Below are 15,378 nucleotides of genomic sequence, written 5' to 3' on the forward strand. Positions count from 1 at the left end.
GGGGCGGCACGACGACGTCCACCCCTCCTGCCGGGAAGGCACCATGTCCCCCATCATCGAGATCGACGACGTCACGAAGGTCTTCGACTCGCCGGCCGGGCCGGTGCGCGCGGTCGACGGCATCTCGCTGGACGTCGAGCGTGGCGAGGTGTTCGGCGTCATCGGCTACTCGGGCGCCGGCAAGAGCACGCTCGTACGGCTCATCAACGGCCTCGAGCGCGCCACGTCCGGACGCCTGGTCGTGGACGGCGACGACGTCACGCGCCTCTCCGAGCGCCAGCTCGAGCTCAAGCGCCGGCACATCGGCATGATCTTCCAGCAGTTCAACCTGTTCTCCTCGCGCACCGTCGCGGGCAACGTCGCGTTCCCGCTCAAGGTCGCGGGGTGGCCCAAGGCGGACCGGGACCGCCGGATCGCCGAGCTGCTGGACTTCGTCGGGCTGCTGCCGCGCGCGCACGACCACCCGAGCCGGCTCTCGGGCGGGCAGAAGCAGCGGGTCGGCATCGCGCGTGCGCTCGCGGCGCAGCCGTCGATCCTGCTGGCCGACGAGTGCACGAGCGCGCTCGACCCCGAGACGACGCAGGACGTGCTGCGCCTGCTGCGCAAGGTGAACACCGAGCTGGGCGTGACGATCGTCGTGATCACGCACGAGCTCGACGTGGTCCGCTCGATCGCCGACCGGGTCGCGGTGCTCGAGCACGGCAAGGTCGCCGAGCTCGGCTCGGTGTTCGACGTGTTCGCCGCGCCGCGCGCGGACATCACGCGCCGGTTCGTCTCGACCGTCCTGCACGACCGGCCCCGCGAGGGCGACCTGGCGCGGCTGCGGCGGCACCACGACGGCCGCATCGTCACCGCGGACGTGCGTGACGGCAGCCGGCTGGGTCAGGTCCTCGGGTCGGCGAACGGCCTCGGGGTGAGCTTCGAGATCGTGTACGGCGGGATCGGCACGCTGCAGGACCGCTCGTTCGGCTCGCTCACGCTGTCGCTCGCGGGACCCGGGGACGCGGTGGACACGCTCGTCGCCCGGCTGCGCGAGGTCACGGACGTCCAGGAGGCGCGATGATCCCCGTCCCCCGTGCCGACCACGGCTTCGACTGGTCGTTCCACGGTCCCAAGCTCGTCGAGTCGTTCGGCGAGACCCTCTACATGGTGGGCGCGACGCTCCTCATCGGCGGCGCGCTGGGCCTGGTGCTCGGGCTCGCGCTGTACACGACGAGGCGCGGCGGGCTGCTCGGCAACCGCGGCGTGTTCGCGGGTCTCAACCTCGTGGTGAACGTGTTCCGGCCGATCCCGTTCCTCATCCTGCTGATGGTGATCGCGCCGGTCACGGTGTTCCTGCTGGGCACGCGGCTCGGCAGCTCGGCGATGGTCGTCGCGATGTCGTTCGCGGCGACGTTCGGCGTCTCGCGCATCGTCGAGCAGAACCTCGTCGCGATCGACCCGGGCATCATCGAGGCGGCCCGCGCGACGGGTGCGAGCCGGTGGCGCATCATCACGACGCTCCTGGTGCCCGAGGCGCTCGGCCCGCTGATCCTCGGGTACACGTTCGTCTTCGTCGCGGTCGTCGACATGTCCGCGCTCGCGAGCATCATCGACGGCGGCGGGCTCGGCGCGTTCGCGCTCGACTACGGCTACAAGCGCTGGAACTTCGCGGTCGTGTGGGTCACGGTCGTCGTGATCATCCTGCTGGTGCAGGCCGCGCAGGCGCTGGGGAACTACCTGTCGCGTCGCGTGATGCACCGCTGAGGTGCGGGCGGGCGCGACGACGACCGTCGCGCCCGTCCCCCTCGGACGTGCGGTCCGGTCAGAGCTGCTCGCGGATCGCGCGCATGGCCTTCTTGCGCACGGACCGCTCGAGGCGGTCGAGGTAGAGCATGCCGTCGAGGTGGTCGACCTCGTGCTGCAGGCAACGCGCCATGAGCTCGGTGCCCTCGACGACGACCTCCTTGCCGTCGAGGTCGTGCCCGACGACGCGCGCGTACCAGGCGCGGCGCGTCGGGTACCAGAGGCCGGGCACCGACAGGCAGCCCTCGTCGCCGTCCTGGTACTCGTCCTCGGACAGCTCGACGATCGTCGGGTTGAGGACGTAGCCGATCTCGTCGTCGATGTTCCAGGAGAACGCGCGCAGGCCGACGCCGATCTGGTTCGCGGCGAGCCCGGCGCGGCCGTCCTCGTCGACGGTCTCGAGCAGGTCCTCGACGAGGGACCGGACGCGGTCGTCGATCGTGGTGATCGGGTCGCACGGGGTGCGCAGCACGGGGTCGCCGACGGTCCGGATCTCTCGCATCGCCATGCGGAGCATCCTCCCATGCCTCCCGCGTGGACTCTCGCGCGGCCCGCTCGCTCGCGCGTGTGACTCGACAGACACCCTCTCGGCCCGTCCGGTCCGCTCGACATGCGTAGACTTCTGTACTGACCGGTCAGTCAGGAGAGGAACGCATGGTCCCGCAGACAACCGCCCACCGCGCCACCCCGACGGGGTCGAGCGACCCGACCGCGCACCCGAACCCCGCGCCGGCACCGGCCGCCGTCGTCGCACGCGGGCTCGCGCTGCACGGCGAGCGCGGCGTGGTCTACGGACCGGTCGACCTCGACGTCCCCGCGGACGGGCTCACCGTCGTGCAGGGCCCGCAGGGCGCCGGGCGCTCCAGCCTGCTGCTGACCCTCGCGGGCCGGATGGTCCCGGACACCGGCTCGTCGCTCACGGTGCTGGGCCGCTCGCTCCCCCGCGAGCGCGACCGCGTCCAGCGCGAGGCCGCCGTCGCCGGGTTCGCCGGCATCGACGAGCTCGACGACAGCGTGACGGTCGGCGAGGTCGTCCGCGAGCGCCTCGCGTGGCTCGCGCCCTGGTACCGGAGGGTCCCGCGCGTGGACCAGCGCACGTTCACGACGCTCGCGCGGCCGGTGTTCGGCGAGCGCCCGCTGCCGCGCGTGACGAGCGTCGTGTGGGACCTCGACGAGGTCGACACGCTCCTGCTGCGCGTGACGCTCGCGATGGCGCAGCGCCCGCGCCTGCTCGTCGTCGACGACGTGGACCAGGTCCACGACACCACGCGCCGCGCGACCCTCTGGTCCCGCCTGGAGGCGATCGCGGAGGCCGGGACGACCGTCGTCGCGTCCGTCGCGTCGCTCGACGAGGTCGCCCGCACCGCCTGGCGCACCCCTGTCACGCGCGTGACCCTCGCGACCGGCCCGCACGCCGTCCCCGCGACCGACGCGGCCTGACCGGCCGCACCCGAAGACCCCGATGCCCCACCCAAGGACTGCCATGCCTGCGCTCACCACGACCGGCACCGAGCTGCGCCGGTTCCGCCGCGGACGCCTGCCGCGCCTCGCGGTCGCCGCGATGATCCTCGTCCCCCTGCTGTACGGCGCGCTGTACCTGTGGGCGTTCTGGGACCCGACCGGCAACCTCGACCGGCTGCCCGTGGCGCTCGTGAACGCCGACGCGGGCACGCAGGTCGACGGCGCACCGCTGCGCGCGGGCGACGAGGTCACCGACGCGCTCACGGCGTCCGGCGACCTGGACTGGCGCGTCACGGACGCGCAGGACGCCGCCTCCGGCGTCGAGGACGGCACGTACTACTTCGCGGTGACGCTCCCCGAGGACTTCTCGCAGGACGTGGCCTCCGCGTCGGGCGACGAGCCGACGAGCGCGCGCATCCTCGTGACGTACGACGACGCGAACTCCTTCCTCGCGTCCACACTGGGCCGCAGCGCCATGACGCAGGTCGAGGCCGCGGTGTCGGCGTCGATCGGCGAGCGGGTGACCGAGCGCGTGCTCGTCGGGCTCGGCGCGGCGCGCGACGGCTTCGCGCAGGCGTCGGACGGCGCGCTCACGCTGCGCGCGGCGGCGGGCGACCTGGGCGACGGCGCGACGCGGGTCGCGGACGGCGCACGCGACGCGGCCGACGGCGCGCAGGCGCTCGCCGAGGGTGCGGGCACGCTCGACGCCGGGGCGGCGCGGCTCGCGTCGGGCACGACCACGCTCGCCGACGGCACGACGAGCGCCGCTCGGGGCGCGAGCGACGCGGCCACGGGCGCCGCGGACCTCGCGGCCGGGCTCGGCACGCTCGACGACGGCGCCGGCCGGCTCGCGCAGGGCGCGCAGGACGCGGCCGACGGCGCAGCGTCGCTCGCCGACGGGGCGACGACCCTCGCCGGCTCGGCGCGGACGGCCGCCGACGGCGCGGCGCGCATCGACACGGGCGCCGGCGCCCTCGCCACCGGGCTGGCCTCCGCCGCGTCGGGCGCCGCGGACCTGCGCGACGGCACAGTGGCGCTCGCCGCGGGCGTGGACGCGCTCGACGACCGGCTCTCCCCGCTCGTCGCGGCCGTCCCGTCCCTGCGCAGCGGCATCGGGCAGGTCGCGGGCTATCTCACGGCGCGCGCGCAGGCGGGCGACGCCACGGCGGCCGAGCTCCTGGCGGCGCTGTCCGAGCAGTCCGGCATGCTCCCCTCCGACGACGACCTCGCGGAGCTCGCCGACGGGCTCGCAGCCCTGTCCGAGGGCGCGACGAGCGTGGCGACCGGCGCGGACGACCTGTCCGGCGGTGTCGCGGCGCTGTCCTCCGGGGCCCAGGACCTCACCGCCGGCACGAGCGACCTCGCCGCGGGGCTCGACCGTCTGGCGACCGGTGCCGGCGCGCTCGCCACCGGTGCGTCGTCGCTGTCCGCGGGCGTCGACACGCTCGCCGACGGCTCCGGGACGCTCGCCGAGGGCACGACGAGCGCGGCCTCGGGCGCGGGCACGCTCGCGGACGGCACCGCGCGGCTCGTCGACGGCCTCACGCAGCTGCGCTCGGGCTCCGCGAGCGTCGCGTCGGGTGCGGGCGAGCTCGCCGCGGGGACCGGCACGCTCGCCACGGGTGCGGGCACGCTCGCTGGCGGCACCGCGACGCTCGCGGACGGCGCAGGTCAGGTCGCCGACGGGTCCGGTCTGCTCGCGGACGGTGCCGGGCAGCTGGCCGAGGGCCTCACCGGCGGTGAGGAGGCGATCCCGGAGGGCATCGCGACGCCGGAGCGGGCGAGCACCATCGCGTCCCCCGTGCACGTCGAGGAGAGCCACGTCAGCCAGGCCGAGGGCTTCGGCGAGGGGTTCGCGCCGTTCTTCCTGCCGCTCGCGCTGTTCGTCGGCGCCCTCATCACGTGGCTGCTGCTGCGCCCGCTGCCCACGCGCGCGCTCGCCACGCCCGCCTCGGGCGGCCGCGTGACGCTCGCCGGCTACCTGCCCGCGCTCGCGCTCGGCGCCGCGCAGGTCGTCGTCATGCTCGGCGTGGTGCACCTCGGGCTCGGGCTGGACCTGAGCTCGGGGGTCGGCACGCTCGCGTTCACGATGCTCGTCGCCGCGACGTTCCTCGCGCTGCAGCAGATGCTCATGGCGGTGCTCGGCCCTGCGGCAGGCAAGGTCGCGATCCTCGCGCTGCTCATGCTGCAGCTCGCCTCGTCGGGCGGGACCTACCCGGTCGAGACGACTCCCGCGTTCTTCCGTGCGATCCACCCGCTGCTGCCCATGAGCTACGCGGTCACCGGCCTGCGCCAGGTCATCACGGGCCCGGTCGACGCCCGGTTCTGGGTGTCGGTCGTCGTGCTGGCGGGCGTGCTCGTCGGCTCGCTCACGATCACCGCGTGGCGCGCCGGGCGCCTGCGGACCTGGACGCTCGAGCGCCTCCACCCGGCGCTGTCGATCTGACGGCGGGTGCCCAGGTGAGCTGCGCGGGCAGGCGACGACGAGAGGCGGATTAGGGTTGCGCACCATGACGGACACGCGGCGCCAGATCGTCGACGCCGCCCTCGCGCTCGTCGCGGACCGGGGCATCGGCGCGACGACGGTCGACGACATCGCCGCGGCCGCGGGTGTCGCCAAGGGCAGCGTCTTCTACAACTTCGGCTCGAAGTCGGGGCTGTTCGAGGCGATCATCGCCGAGGGCGTCTCACGGCTGACCGCCGCCCTGAAGTCGGCCGCCGAGGGGCTCACCGGTCGCGCCGCGGTCGAGTCGATGGTCGGGGCGCTGCTCGAGCAGGTGCGGGCGCACCCGGACTTCGCCAAGCTCGTCGTCGCCGAGTCGTTCCGGTCCGGCCGCGCGTGGCAGGAGTCGATCCGTCAGGTGCGCCAGGAGTCGATGGGGACGATCGCGGACGTCGTCGAGCGGGCGTGGCCCGAGCGCGACGCGTGGTTCACCGCCGCGGCCCTGTTCGGCGCGACGCTCGTCGCGGGGCTCGAGTGGCTCGTGTTCCAGCCGGACCGCCCGATCGAGGACGTCCGGGACGCGGTCCTGGCGACGCTGTCCTGACGCTGCACCCTGCCCCGACACCGGACACCCGGCGACCGGTCCGGGACATGACGAAGGGCCGGTGACGAGTCACCGGCCCTAGCGCCTGACGTGCGTGCGGGACGCTCCCGCCGAGCTCACTCGCCCGTGCGCTGCTGCGGGACACCCTGCAGGAGCTGACGGACCTCGGCCTCGTGGAAGCGGCGGTGCCCACCGAGGGTGCGGACGGCCGACAGCTTGCCCGCCTGCGCCCAGCGCGTGACCGTCTTCGGGTCGACGCGGAACAGGACGGCGACCTCACCGGGGGTGAGCAGGGCACCCTGCTGGAGGGGGGCGTCGGTGTGGGGGGTGGTGATGGCCATGATGGCTCTCCTTCGTCGTTCGGTAGCTCGGCTGACCCGGTGGGCCCCGTGGCTTTGCGTCCCCTCCTCGCGGAGGGTTTGCCGTTGTCGCTGACAACTAAGAACTATCCCCGAAACTGGACACGTGTGCAAGAAGCGCGGCCGTGGGAGACCACGGGCATTCGGGTGAATTTCGGACGTCCCGGACCAGGAGGAAGGCCGACGAGTCGGACGTCCGGCTTGGTAGTCGGACATATGTCCAGGTCACGCGCCGATTCTGTCGGGGCGGCAATCGCGTCACCCCAACGGGCGAAAGATCGCGTGACGTCGGTCACGTCAGGCGCGTCGCGGCCTCCGCACGGGTGACGGGACGAACCGGTCGCACGCGGACACTGCTCCGACGGGTCTAGAGAAACGGACATCGCGTGTCCGGCGGGTAGCCTGGCGAGCGATCTCGGGGCAGTAGCTCAGCCGGTCAGAGCAGCGGACTCATAATCCGTGGGTCGTGGGTTCAAGCCCCACCTGCCCCACCCGTGTTGACCTGCAGTGACGCTGCGCGGGCACCTGCTGCCTCGGTGCTCGTGCAGCAGATTTGCAGCAGACCCCGCGTCGGTGACCCGGCCGAGCGCCGCGCGGAGACGCCCCAGGGGCGCTGCTCCCCCGCCTGTCTGGTACCGGCCGGAACCAGCGTCAGGACTTGTACAGGCGCTCAACTTCGGATGCCGGCAGCCACACCGACCGTCCGTGAGTACCTCGGCCTGACGAGCGCGTCCCTCGCCGGCATGCTCGGCGTGCGCCACGACACCTACCGCCGCTGGGAGTCCGGCCGCGAGCGTGTGCCCGTGCGGGTGCGCGAGGAGGTCGAGGCGGTCGAGGAGTACACCGCCCGCGCAGTCGACGAGCTCGTGGCCGCACTTGAGGACGCTCGCGACCCGGTCGTGCGGGTGTACCGCACCGACGCCGAGATGCACGCTGCCCGCCCGGACATCGCGCACCTGCCGGCCCGGTGGTGGCGACACGTGGTCGCCAGGGCGTGCGAGCGGGTGCCGGGCGTCGAGATCGTCAGCGTCGACGCATGACGAAGCGCCCCCGCCCGCACCTCCGAAGAGGCGGGGCGGGGGCGGTGTCGTGGGGGCGGGCTAGACGATCGAGACGTCGTCGACGTCAAGGATCTCGCCAGGGCTGATCGCTGCATCGGTGTCGACGTACACCGCGACGCGGCACGTGGTGCGCGAGTCCGGGATGACGCCCTCGATGAAGAGCTGCTGCCAGTCGCCGGTCGCGATGACCTTGGCGCCGATCTCCTGACCGCCGCCGGGCCCGTAGTTGAGCGTCGGGTAGATGCGCCGCCCGGCGACAGCGCGGACCCAGAGCGAGCCCTTGCGGTGCTGGCCGGGCGCCACCGTGCCCGTCGCGCTGATCACTCCGTACCCCGTTCCGCCCGCGCCCGAGTAGGTGCCGCGCAGCAGGTACGACCCGCTGTGAGGGCTTGCTCCGGTCGGGCGCGAGAGCGTGGCGTTGAGCGACGTGGTGCCGGTCGAGTTCGATTCGAACGACGGATCGGCCAGCAGGTTCGTCAGGGTCGACCCGTCGTCCGTCACGTTGTCCGAGATCAGGTCGCCGCCGCTCACGACCTGAACGACGGCGAGCCCGTCATCCCCATTCCCCACGGCCGTGTTGCGCTGGATGGTGGGGTCGGTCGCGTACATGGTCGCCCCAGACAGGTAGACGCCGCGGCCGGTGTTGCCGCGCACGTCGTTGTCGACGATCCGCAGCGACGCCGAGGACGCGGAGAGCAGCACGCCGTCGCCCGTGTTGTCGTGGACGATGTTCGACGAGAGCTCGGCGCGCACCGTCGTTACCTCGACCTTGACGCCACCACCCCCGTTCCGGCAGACGCGGTTCTGCGCGAGCCTCAGCCCGGGGCCGACCTTCGATCCGGACGGAGCGGTGACGCCGGCTCCCGTGTTGTCGGAGATGTCGTTGCCGCGAAGCGTGTACGACCCTGCGGACGTGTCGAGTAGCGCGACACCCGCGGTGGCGTTCTTCGCGAGCACGCTGTCGACGATCAGACCCTCGACGCCGGCCTGCGACGCTGCGCCCGTGCCGCGGAGCGCAGCGCCGTACGTGTTGCCCGTGAAAGATCCGCTCTGCACGACCGCGCCGCGGCCTCCCGCGTCGAAGAACCCCGTGTAGCAGCCCGTCGCGGTGGCGCCAATGAGGCGGAAGCCGCGCGAGTAGTGCTGCGCCTCGGGGCGGTCCAGGTGCTCGATGAAGAAACCGTGCGTGTAGCAGTCGCGCGCGACGCAGTTGATCACGGTGACGGGCTCGACGGGCTCGTAGCCCATGCCGACGCCGAAGCCCGCACCGGTGCCCCACCGCGACGCGGGCGTGCCGCGGCCGGCGTTGACGGCCTCGCAGTCGACGAACGTCGCGTCGGACAGGAAGTCGCAGCCGAACGCGGTCGCCCACGAGTCGCGGATCGTCACACGCTCGAAGCGCAGGCGTCGCATGTGCTGGATGAAGACGCCCTTCATCGCGTAGTCGTACGCCGTGTGGTCCTGCCCAGAGCAGTCGATGGTGAAGTCGGAGAACGAGCAGTCCAGGTACTCCTCGCCATCCCAGTCCCCGGGGGCCGCCCAGCCGTTGACCGCGCAGACGCGCCCGACGGGAGCGAGCGCGGTGTCGAGTCGCCCCGCACCACGAAGCCCGACGCGACTGCGCCAGGTCAGGCCGACCTCGAGCCGGAACCGCCCGCGAGGCAGCGTGAGCACGCGCGGCTGCCCATCAGACGCCGCGGCCGTGCCCAGTGCATCCACCGCCCGCTGCAGGATGACGTGCGCGTCCTCCTCACCGGTGAGGTCCAGCGTCTCGCCCGGTTCGATGAAGTCGCGCACGTCGATGACGAGCGGAAGGCGCAGAGGGCCAGCGAGTTCACTCGCCAGGTCGTCCGCCGAGACGTTCGCCGTCTTGCCCGCGACGCTCGTCACCGCGGGCAGCGGCGCCGACACGGACGGCAGGACCGTGCCCTTGCGCGGGAGGTCGTCGAGGTCGACCGTGAGCTGGCCCAGGACGACCTGGAGCCGGTACTCGTCGACCTGCTGACGGGCCCCGAACTTCACGGTGAGGGTGATCGTGTAGAACCAGTTCGTGACCGCCTCGCCGGTGTTCGCGTCGAGGACGCCGGCCTGGTTGACGTGGATGAGCGGGAACGAGAGCCCATCACCGATCGGCGCGACCGGGATCGCCTGCTGGCCGTACAGGGTCTCCCCCGTCTCCGCCCACACCAGGTCTCGGTCCGCCTTCACCGTGGCGCTCACGAGCGTCCCGAGGTTGCCGAGGATGTCCTTCGGCGGGGACTTCGTGACCGTGCACGTCGAGATGCCAGCAGGAAGAGCCACAGTGACCTCCGGGTTCGAAGTGATGAGTCCGGGCACGACGAAGCCCGCGAGCGCGGGTGTGCGAGGGCGTCGGCGTGGCAGGACGGTGGTCAGGCGATGACGCCGGCGGCACGCAGTGATCGGCCGGAGCGGAGGCGCATCGGACGGGGTGCGGTGCCGGGGCCGAGGTGGTCGGTGACGGGCAGCGCGGTGTTGGTGCAGGTGTCGCCGCCGTAGCCGAATGTGAGGGTGGCGCCGCTGTTCCTCGCGGGGACTCGGTACGTGACGGTCTTGCCCGAGCCGAGAAGGGTGACGGGCGGTCCGGCGAGCTGGGTCCACTCGCCTCTGCCGGTCGCGGCCAGCACTCCCTCGCCCCAGGGTGCTTGCACCTGGTCGGACCCGCAGATGCCGGTGACCGGGTCGGGGCAGTAGTCGGCGCGGCCGTCGTCGATCGACCACTGGATCAGGTCAAGGATCAGCGTGCTGGATGCGGTGGTCTTCCCGATGCGGAACGAGTCGAAGGTCGTGATGCCGGTGTTCTTGTCGGTGAAGAGCGCGCCGTCGTGGAGGACGGTGAGCGAGCCGTCGTCCTCGACCCTGCGGAACTTGTGCTTGGCCTTGCCGTCCGCAGTGGTCGTGCCGTTCTCGTTCCAGATGTCCCAGACGTAGAGCTCGTCCTCGGGTACGAGCGTGTACGGCACCGTGTCGAACGTGGTCCCGTTGGCGTTGAGCGTCGGGGTGTTCGCGGACGTGAGGCGCGCCTCGATGTTCCCGGTGCTCGCGCCGCGCATCGCGCCCATCACGGTGAGCGAGGACGGAAGCGCCATCACCCGGAACATCAGCTGCCAGGCACCGCGGGAGACCGCGGGGGTCGTCTTGCGGGTCTCGAGCGCTGTTCCGGTGCCCTCGTACCGGATCACGGTGCGCTCCGTCACGGGGTTCGGCACGTCGTCGACGTACTGGATGCCGGCGGTGTTGCTCGGCGTCACGACCGTGAACGGCGGGTCGCCGCCGTCGCCGGTGTTCCCGGTCTCCGACGTGGTGAGGTAGAGCCCTGGCTCGCCGAGCGCGAACCACGTGCGCAGCGTCATCTCGCGTCACCCCACCCTGATCGGCACGGGCGCGCCGTTGTCCATGAACACGTTCGCGTCGGGCCCGTACACCCAGTCGGACGTCGATGCGCCGTTGCTGGTGCCGGACTCCGCGCCGCAGCTCGTCGGGACGAGGTTCGGGGCCTTCACGAAGCACTGGCCGCTGTTCTTCCCGGCGCGTGAGATCCGGTTCCGCTTGACCGACAGGTTCCCGATGCTCGCCGTCGTCGCGACGTTGAGCGTGGACCCGTTGAGCGGGTCGCCGTAGCACCAGTTGTCCTCGACGATGCAGTCGCCCCACCCGTGCGCCGGGACGTCGGTGTTGATGATCACGCACGAGGTGCGACCGCCGTGGAGCGCGTTCCCGATGATCTCGAGGTCGAGCGACCCGAGGCCCTGGATGCAGTCGTTGTGCGTCCACCCATCGGACTGCGTCGACGGCGACACGATCAGGTCGTGGATGTAGGTGCCCAGGATCCTCACGCGCTGTCGCGCAACTGCCTTCGTCGGTGTGTAGACCTGAAGGCCGTCGACGGCACCGGACAGGTCGCAGCGGATCACGTCGACGCCGCGGCCGCGGATGCAGGTCGACTGCTCCTCGGTCGCGAGGCCCGGGTCACCGACGGTCACGCGCGTGAACTCGACGAGGTTGCCGTGCGAGTTCTCAGCGTTGAACTGGATGCCGTTGATCTGCGTCGTCGACGGCTGCATGATCACCTCGACGTCGCGGATGATCACCCCGCTCTCCGCGGTGACGTTGATCCGCCCGTAGACCCTGATCCGCTCGGTCACGCCGGGCATGCTGATCGTGTACGTGTACGGAGACCCGGGCGACCCGAACGTCTGCGTCGGCGGGACGCGCGGCCCGGTGTTCTCCGCGGTCGGCTCGGTGATCTTGAGGTGGAACACGAGCCCGGGTCCGGGGATCGAAGGACGACCGCGCTGCCTCCACCTCCCGCCCCGCGCGACGCGGACGCCGACCACCGCGGCGAACCCCGTGAGCACGAACCCCCGAATGGTGGCCGCCGCGATCCGGGACGAGAACCGCTCCGCGGCGGACGCTGTCACCTGCCGCGTCGCGCGCATCACGCCCCGTCCTCCTCGTCGCCCCCCTCAGTCCACAGGTGCAGGTCCTCCATCCACGACGGCGGCGGCCCTCCGGGCAAGCCGACGAACGCGATAGTGTCGCCCTTCTCCGGGTCGTATCCCGCCGCGAGCGCAGCGTCCTTGTCCTCGAAGAGCCAGGTCTCCGTGTCGGGGTCGTAGAGGTTCGCCACGACCACCGGCGGCCGCGACGACGTCGACGCGGTGCCGGGTGTCGTCGAGTCGACGATCAGGCCGAGCTCGGCGAGCGTCGTCAGGAGGGACGCGAGCGCCTCGCCCGAGGCGCGTTCGCCGGTCACGGTCACCGGGAAGCCCAGGCCCGCGAGGAGTTGCTCGGCGGTCACGCCCCCGGTGTAGCCGACGACGCTCGACACCGCCGGCAGGGGCGCGGACACGCTCGGTAGGACGAGGCCCTTGCGCTGGATCTTGTCGAGGTCGAGCGTCGCCTGATTCTGGAGGGGCTGGAACCGGTACTCGTCGGTCTGCGTGCGGTTCCCGAACGCCACGGTGACCTTCACCGTGTAGTACCAGTACGTCACCGCGAGGCCGGTGTTCGGGTCGAGGACACCGGCCTGGTTGACGTGGATGAGCGGGAACGACAGGCCGTCGCCGACGGGGGCGACGGGGACCTCCTGCTGCCCGTACAGGGTCTCCCCCGTCGCGGACCACACCAGGTCGCGGTCCGCCTTGACCGTCGCGCTCTTGACCACGCCTGCGTTGCCGAGGATGTCCTTCGGCGGCGACTTCGTGACCGTGCACGTCGTGATGCCGGCAGGAAGAGCCACGGTGACCTCCCGTTCAGTGTGAGTCCTCGCACGCCGCAGCGGCGAGCGGAGACGGGTGCATTGACGGGCACTGCGTGCACGAGTGCAGCGGGATCGGCGGGACGAACTCGGGCGTCAGGCCGCGTGCGACCCTCGCCTCCCGCTCGGTCAGTCCGCGCAGCCGCGCGTTCTCAGCGACGAGGTCCGCGACGAGGTCGCAGCGGTCCGCGCACAGGGGCGTGCTCACCTCGACGTCCAGGGGCACGACGGGCAGTAGTGGAAGATGTCGTGGTACTCGGGCGTCGGGCATGCCGCGATCGCCGCCTGGCCCTCGTCGCTCAGCTGCTCGACTTCCGCGACCTCCGCCAGGACGGCATCCGCGGGCGTCAGCGCGTACACGGGGGTGCGCACGGAGCCGAGCACGATGCGCACGAGCCACAGCGGCAGGTGCCGCTCGAGGCGCCGCCAGACCCAGTACCAGAGCGCGATCACGAGCGTGACGACGAGGCCGAGCACGACGTCGGACGCGAGCACGTCCGCGAGCGCGTCGGCGATGTTGTCGGGGAGGTGGCCGGCGAGGACGGCCAGGAGGGCGGCGACGAGGGTGCCCCAGAGTGCGGGGACGGCCGTGCGCAGCGTCGCGACGGCGAGCTCGGAGAGGGCCTGGTGCTCGTCGGTCGAGGGGGTCGGTGCGGTCATGGCTAGCTCCTGACGGGCCGAGGGGGCGGGGGTGGCGGTGCCTGGCGGTAGATGTGGTCGATGAGCACGCGGCTGTACTCGCGCTCGTCCTCGAGCTCGTCGAGGAGCCGGTCGGCGCGGGCGGTGACGCGAGCGACCTCCGCGCGCAGGCCGTTGACGTCCTCCTGGAGCTGGTCGATCTGGGCGTCGCGGTCGGCGATCGTGTCGCGGCGCTGGGCGGCCTCGTCGCGGCGTGCTTCGCGCTCGTCGCCCTTGATGCCGGCGGCGCGGGAGGTGCGGGTGCCCCAGATCGCGGCGATGCCGGACAGGACGCCGCCTGCGCCGAGGACGTAGGAGACGATCTGGTCCGTGCTCACGGGCGGCCCTCCGCTCGCCGGGCCGCTCGCCGCCTCTCCATGCGTCGATGGGTGCGTGCGACGGTCACCGTGTTGACGTGGAACACCCAGCAGTCGAGGGCGCGGCGGCCCACGCCGAGCGCGCCGAGCGTCATCGCTGCGGCGGCGGACAGGCGGGTCGGGACCTCGTCGATGCTCACCCACACGGGGAGAGCGCGGGCGCCGAGCAGGAACACGAGGACCGAGGCAGCGATCCACTCCATCCGCCAGCGGCGTGCGATGACGCCGGCGAGCCCGAGGACGCTCATGGTGGCGATCGCCCAGGTGCTGATGTGGATCTGCAAGTCCGGGACGACCCCGACGATCGTCAGCGAGGGCGCGAAGGCGTCACCCGCTGCGACGAGGCCCGCGAGAACGTAGGACAGGAAGCACACGCACCACCCGACGACCTTTGCCCACCGCGGGAGGTGCCTGTCCGGGCTCACGACTGCGAGCGCTGCTGGAGGCGCTCGCCCAGGCCGTCGAGGATCTTCGCCGCGAGCGCGGCCGCGTCCTCGGCGGGGACTCCCCCGTTCGTGAGGATCGTCGTGATGTCGCCGGAGACGGCGGAGAGCTTGACGCCCTGCTCGCGCAGGAGGCGGACGATGCCCTCGCGGCCGTGCTTGCGGTCCCACGCGGTGTCGGCGGCCGCGGCGGTCGCCTGCTGGGCGGCGGTCTGCGCGTTCGCGTTGATGCGGCGCAGGAGCTTGTGCGTGTCGATGTCGTCGACGTCTGTGCCGGTGGGCTTGTAGGCCCAGACCGCCTGGGCGATCTCCTGAGGCGTGGGCATGTCGTCGTCCTCCTCGTGCGCGGGGGTGAGCGTGGCGACGAAGCGCGCCACGTCTCGGGCGGTCTTGCCCTTGGCGATGTCGAAGTGCATGGCGTCGCGCCAGCCGGGGTTGTAGTCGAGGCCCCAGGCGAAGAGACCGCCTGCCTCGGCGAGGATCTGACGGACCTTCTTGACGCCCTCGGTGCCCCACCCGCCGGTGCCGTACGTCGAGCTGTGCTTGCCGGCCTCGTACGGGTGCAGGTGCCCGTTCACGTCGACCGCGGTTCCGGACATGTGGTTCGAGCCGGGCGCGCCGCCGACCTGCTGGTTGTAGGCGGCGGACCGCCACCCGTTGACCTTGGTGACGCGCTCGACGCGGGCGTGGATCTGCTCGACGAGCCAGCTGAGCGCGATCGCGACGTCGCCGGTCAGGATCTGCGCGCCGTCGGCGTCGGCGGCCAGGTAGACGCGCGTGACCGCCGGCTCGTCGACGACGCGCCAGTCGTTGTTCGTGGTCGCCACGATCACCTCCGGGCATGAGGAAGCCCCCGGGCCGGGTGGCGCGAGGGCGCAGGATGAGGAGC

Annotated in this window: 16 protein-coding genes, 1 tRNA gene and 1 riboswitch; of the genes, 7 read left to right on the plus strand and 10 right to left on the minus strand. The window is 72.2% G+C overall.

Going from position 1 to position 15,378, the window contains the following annotated elements; translation table 11 throughout:
• Positions 1 to 43: 43 nt before the first annotated feature.
• Positions 44 to 1,063, plus strand: a complete 1,020-nt coding sequence (locus tag F1D97_RS13375) for a methionine ABC transporter ATP-binding protein (protein ID WP_236120995.1) — start codon at positions 44 to 46, stop codon at positions 1,061 to 1,063.
• A complete protein-coding gene (locus F1D97_RS13380) occupies positions 1,060 to 1,746 on the plus strand; it encodes a methionine ABC transporter permease (RefSeq protein ID WP_236120997.1) in 687 nt (228 codons plus the stop codon). Before F1D97_RS13375 ends, F1D97_RS13380 begins: the two co-directional genes overlap by 4 nt.
• 58 nt (positions 1,747 to 1,804) lie before the next feature.
• Here the strand turns inward: F1D97_RS13380 and def are convergent, their stop codons facing one another.
• Positions 1,805 to 2,293 (minus strand): peptide deformylase, encoded by a 489-nt coding sequence (gene def, locus F1D97_RS13385; RefSeq protein WP_236120999.1) that lies wholly within the window; start codon positions 2,291 to 2,293, stop codon positions 1,805 to 1,807.
• A 146-nt stretch (positions 2,294 to 2,439) separates the two neighbouring features.
• Between def and F1D97_RS13390 the strand changes: the two genes are divergently transcribed.
• The 3 genes from F1D97_RS13390 (at position 2,440) to F1D97_RS13400 (ending at position 6,293) form a co-directional block, all read left to right on the plus strand.
• A complete protein-coding gene (locus tag F1D97_RS13390; RefSeq protein WP_236121001.1) occupies positions 2,440 to 3,225 on the plus strand; it encodes an ATP-binding cassette domain-containing protein in 786 nt (261 codons plus the stop codon).
• A 43-nt stretch (positions 3,226 to 3,268) separates the two neighbouring features.
• The gene (locus tag F1D97_RS13395) at positions 3,269 to 5,692 is read left to right on the plus strand and encodes a YhgE/Pip domain-containing protein (protein WP_236121003.1); all 2,424 of its coding nucleotides are present in this window, start codon (positions 3,269 to 3,271) and stop codon (positions 5,690 to 5,692) included.
• Positions 5,693 to 5,756: 64 nt separating this feature from the next.
• Positions 5,757 to 6,293, plus strand: a complete 537-nt coding sequence (locus F1D97_RS13400) for a TetR/AcrR family transcriptional regulator (RefSeq protein ID WP_236121005.1) — start codon at positions 5,757 to 5,759, stop codon at positions 6,291 to 6,293.
• 116 nt (positions 6,294 to 6,409) lie between these two features.
• On the opposite strand, the gene F1D97_RS13405 is transcribed toward F1D97_RS13400, so the two are convergent.
• Positions 6,410 to 6,634, minus strand: a complete 225-nt coding sequence (locus tag F1D97_RS13405) for a BldC family transcriptional regulator (RefSeq protein ID WP_236121006.1) — start codon at positions 6,632 to 6,634, stop codon at positions 6,410 to 6,412.
• A gap of 18 nt (positions 6,635 to 6,652) precedes the next feature.
• A riboswitch (cyclic di-GMP riboswitch) is annotated at positions 6,653 to 6,727 on the minus strand.
• Between the two features lie 342 nt (positions 6,728 to 7,069).
• Between F1D97_RS13405 and F1D97_RS13410 the strand changes: the two genes are divergently transcribed.
• Positions 7,070 to 7,143, plus strand: a tRNA-Ile gene (locus F1D97_RS13410).
• 189 nt (positions 7,144 to 7,332) lie between these two features.
• Positions 7,333 to 7,692 (plus strand): helix-turn-helix domain-containing protein, encoded by a 360-nt coding sequence (locus F1D97_RS13415; RefSeq protein WP_236121008.1) that lies wholly within the window; start codon positions 7,333 to 7,335, stop codon positions 7,690 to 7,692.
• A 60-nt stretch (positions 7,693 to 7,752) separates the two neighbouring features.
• On the opposite strand, the gene F1D97_RS13420 is transcribed toward F1D97_RS13415, so the two are convergent.
• From F1D97_RS13420 to F1D97_RS13455, 8 genes are all read right to left on the minus strand, one after another.
• Positions 7,753 to 10,014: a right-handed parallel beta-helix repeat-containing protein gene (locus tag F1D97_RS13420; RefSeq protein ID WP_236121010.1), complete on the minus strand. Its 2,262-nt coding sequence runs from the start codon at positions 10,012 to 10,014 to the stop codon at positions 7,753 to 7,755.
• Between the two features lie 89 nt (positions 10,015 to 10,103).
• Complete coding sequence (locus F1D97_RS13425; RefSeq protein ID WP_236121011.1) at positions 10,104 to 11,084, minus strand: hypothetical protein; 981 nt, start codon at positions 11,082 to 11,084, stop codon at positions 10,104 to 10,106.
• A gap of 6 nt (positions 11,085 to 11,090) precedes the next feature.
• The gene (locus F1D97_RS13430; RefSeq protein WP_236121013.1) at positions 11,091 to 12,173 is read right to left on the minus strand and encodes a hypothetical protein; all 1,083 of its coding nucleotides are present in this window, start codon (positions 12,171 to 12,173) and stop codon (positions 11,091 to 11,093) included.
• Positions 12,170 to 12,973: a hypothetical protein gene (locus tag F1D97_RS13435; RefSeq protein ID WP_236121015.1), complete on the minus strand. Its 804-nt coding sequence runs from the start codon at positions 12,971 to 12,973 to the stop codon at positions 12,170 to 12,172. Before F1D97_RS13435 ends, F1D97_RS13430 begins: the two co-directional genes overlap by 4 nt.
• A 222-nt stretch (positions 12,974 to 13,195) precedes the next feature.
• Positions 13,196 to 13,651, minus strand: coding sequence for a hypothetical protein (locus tag F1D97_RS13440; protein ID WP_236121016.1), 456 nt, complete (start codon positions 13,649 to 13,651; stop codon positions 13,196 to 13,198).
• Between the two features lie 2 nt (positions 13,652 to 13,653).
• Positions 13,654 to 14,007, minus strand: a complete 354-nt coding sequence (locus tag F1D97_RS13445; protein WP_236121017.1) for a hypothetical protein — start codon at positions 14,005 to 14,007, stop codon at positions 13,654 to 13,656.
• Entirely contained in the window at positions 14,004 to 14,420 is a 417-nt protein-coding gene (locus F1D97_RS13450) for a hypothetical protein (protein ID WP_236121019.1), read from the minus strand. The genes F1D97_RS13445 and F1D97_RS13450 overlap by 4 nt, the downstream gene beginning before the upstream one ends.
• A gap of 47 nt (positions 14,421 to 14,467) precedes the next feature.
• Positions 14,468 to 15,316, minus strand: coding sequence for a M15 family metallopeptidase (locus F1D97_RS13455; protein WP_236121020.1), 849 nt, complete (start codon positions 15,314 to 15,316; stop codon positions 14,468 to 14,470).
• Positions 15,317 to 15,378: the final 62 nt, after the last annotated feature.

The organism is Cellulomonas palmilytica (genome assembly GCF_021590045.1).
Lineage (GTDB): Bacteria > Actinomycetota > Actinomycetes > Actinomycetales > Cellulomonadaceae > Cellulomonas > Cellulomonas palmilytica.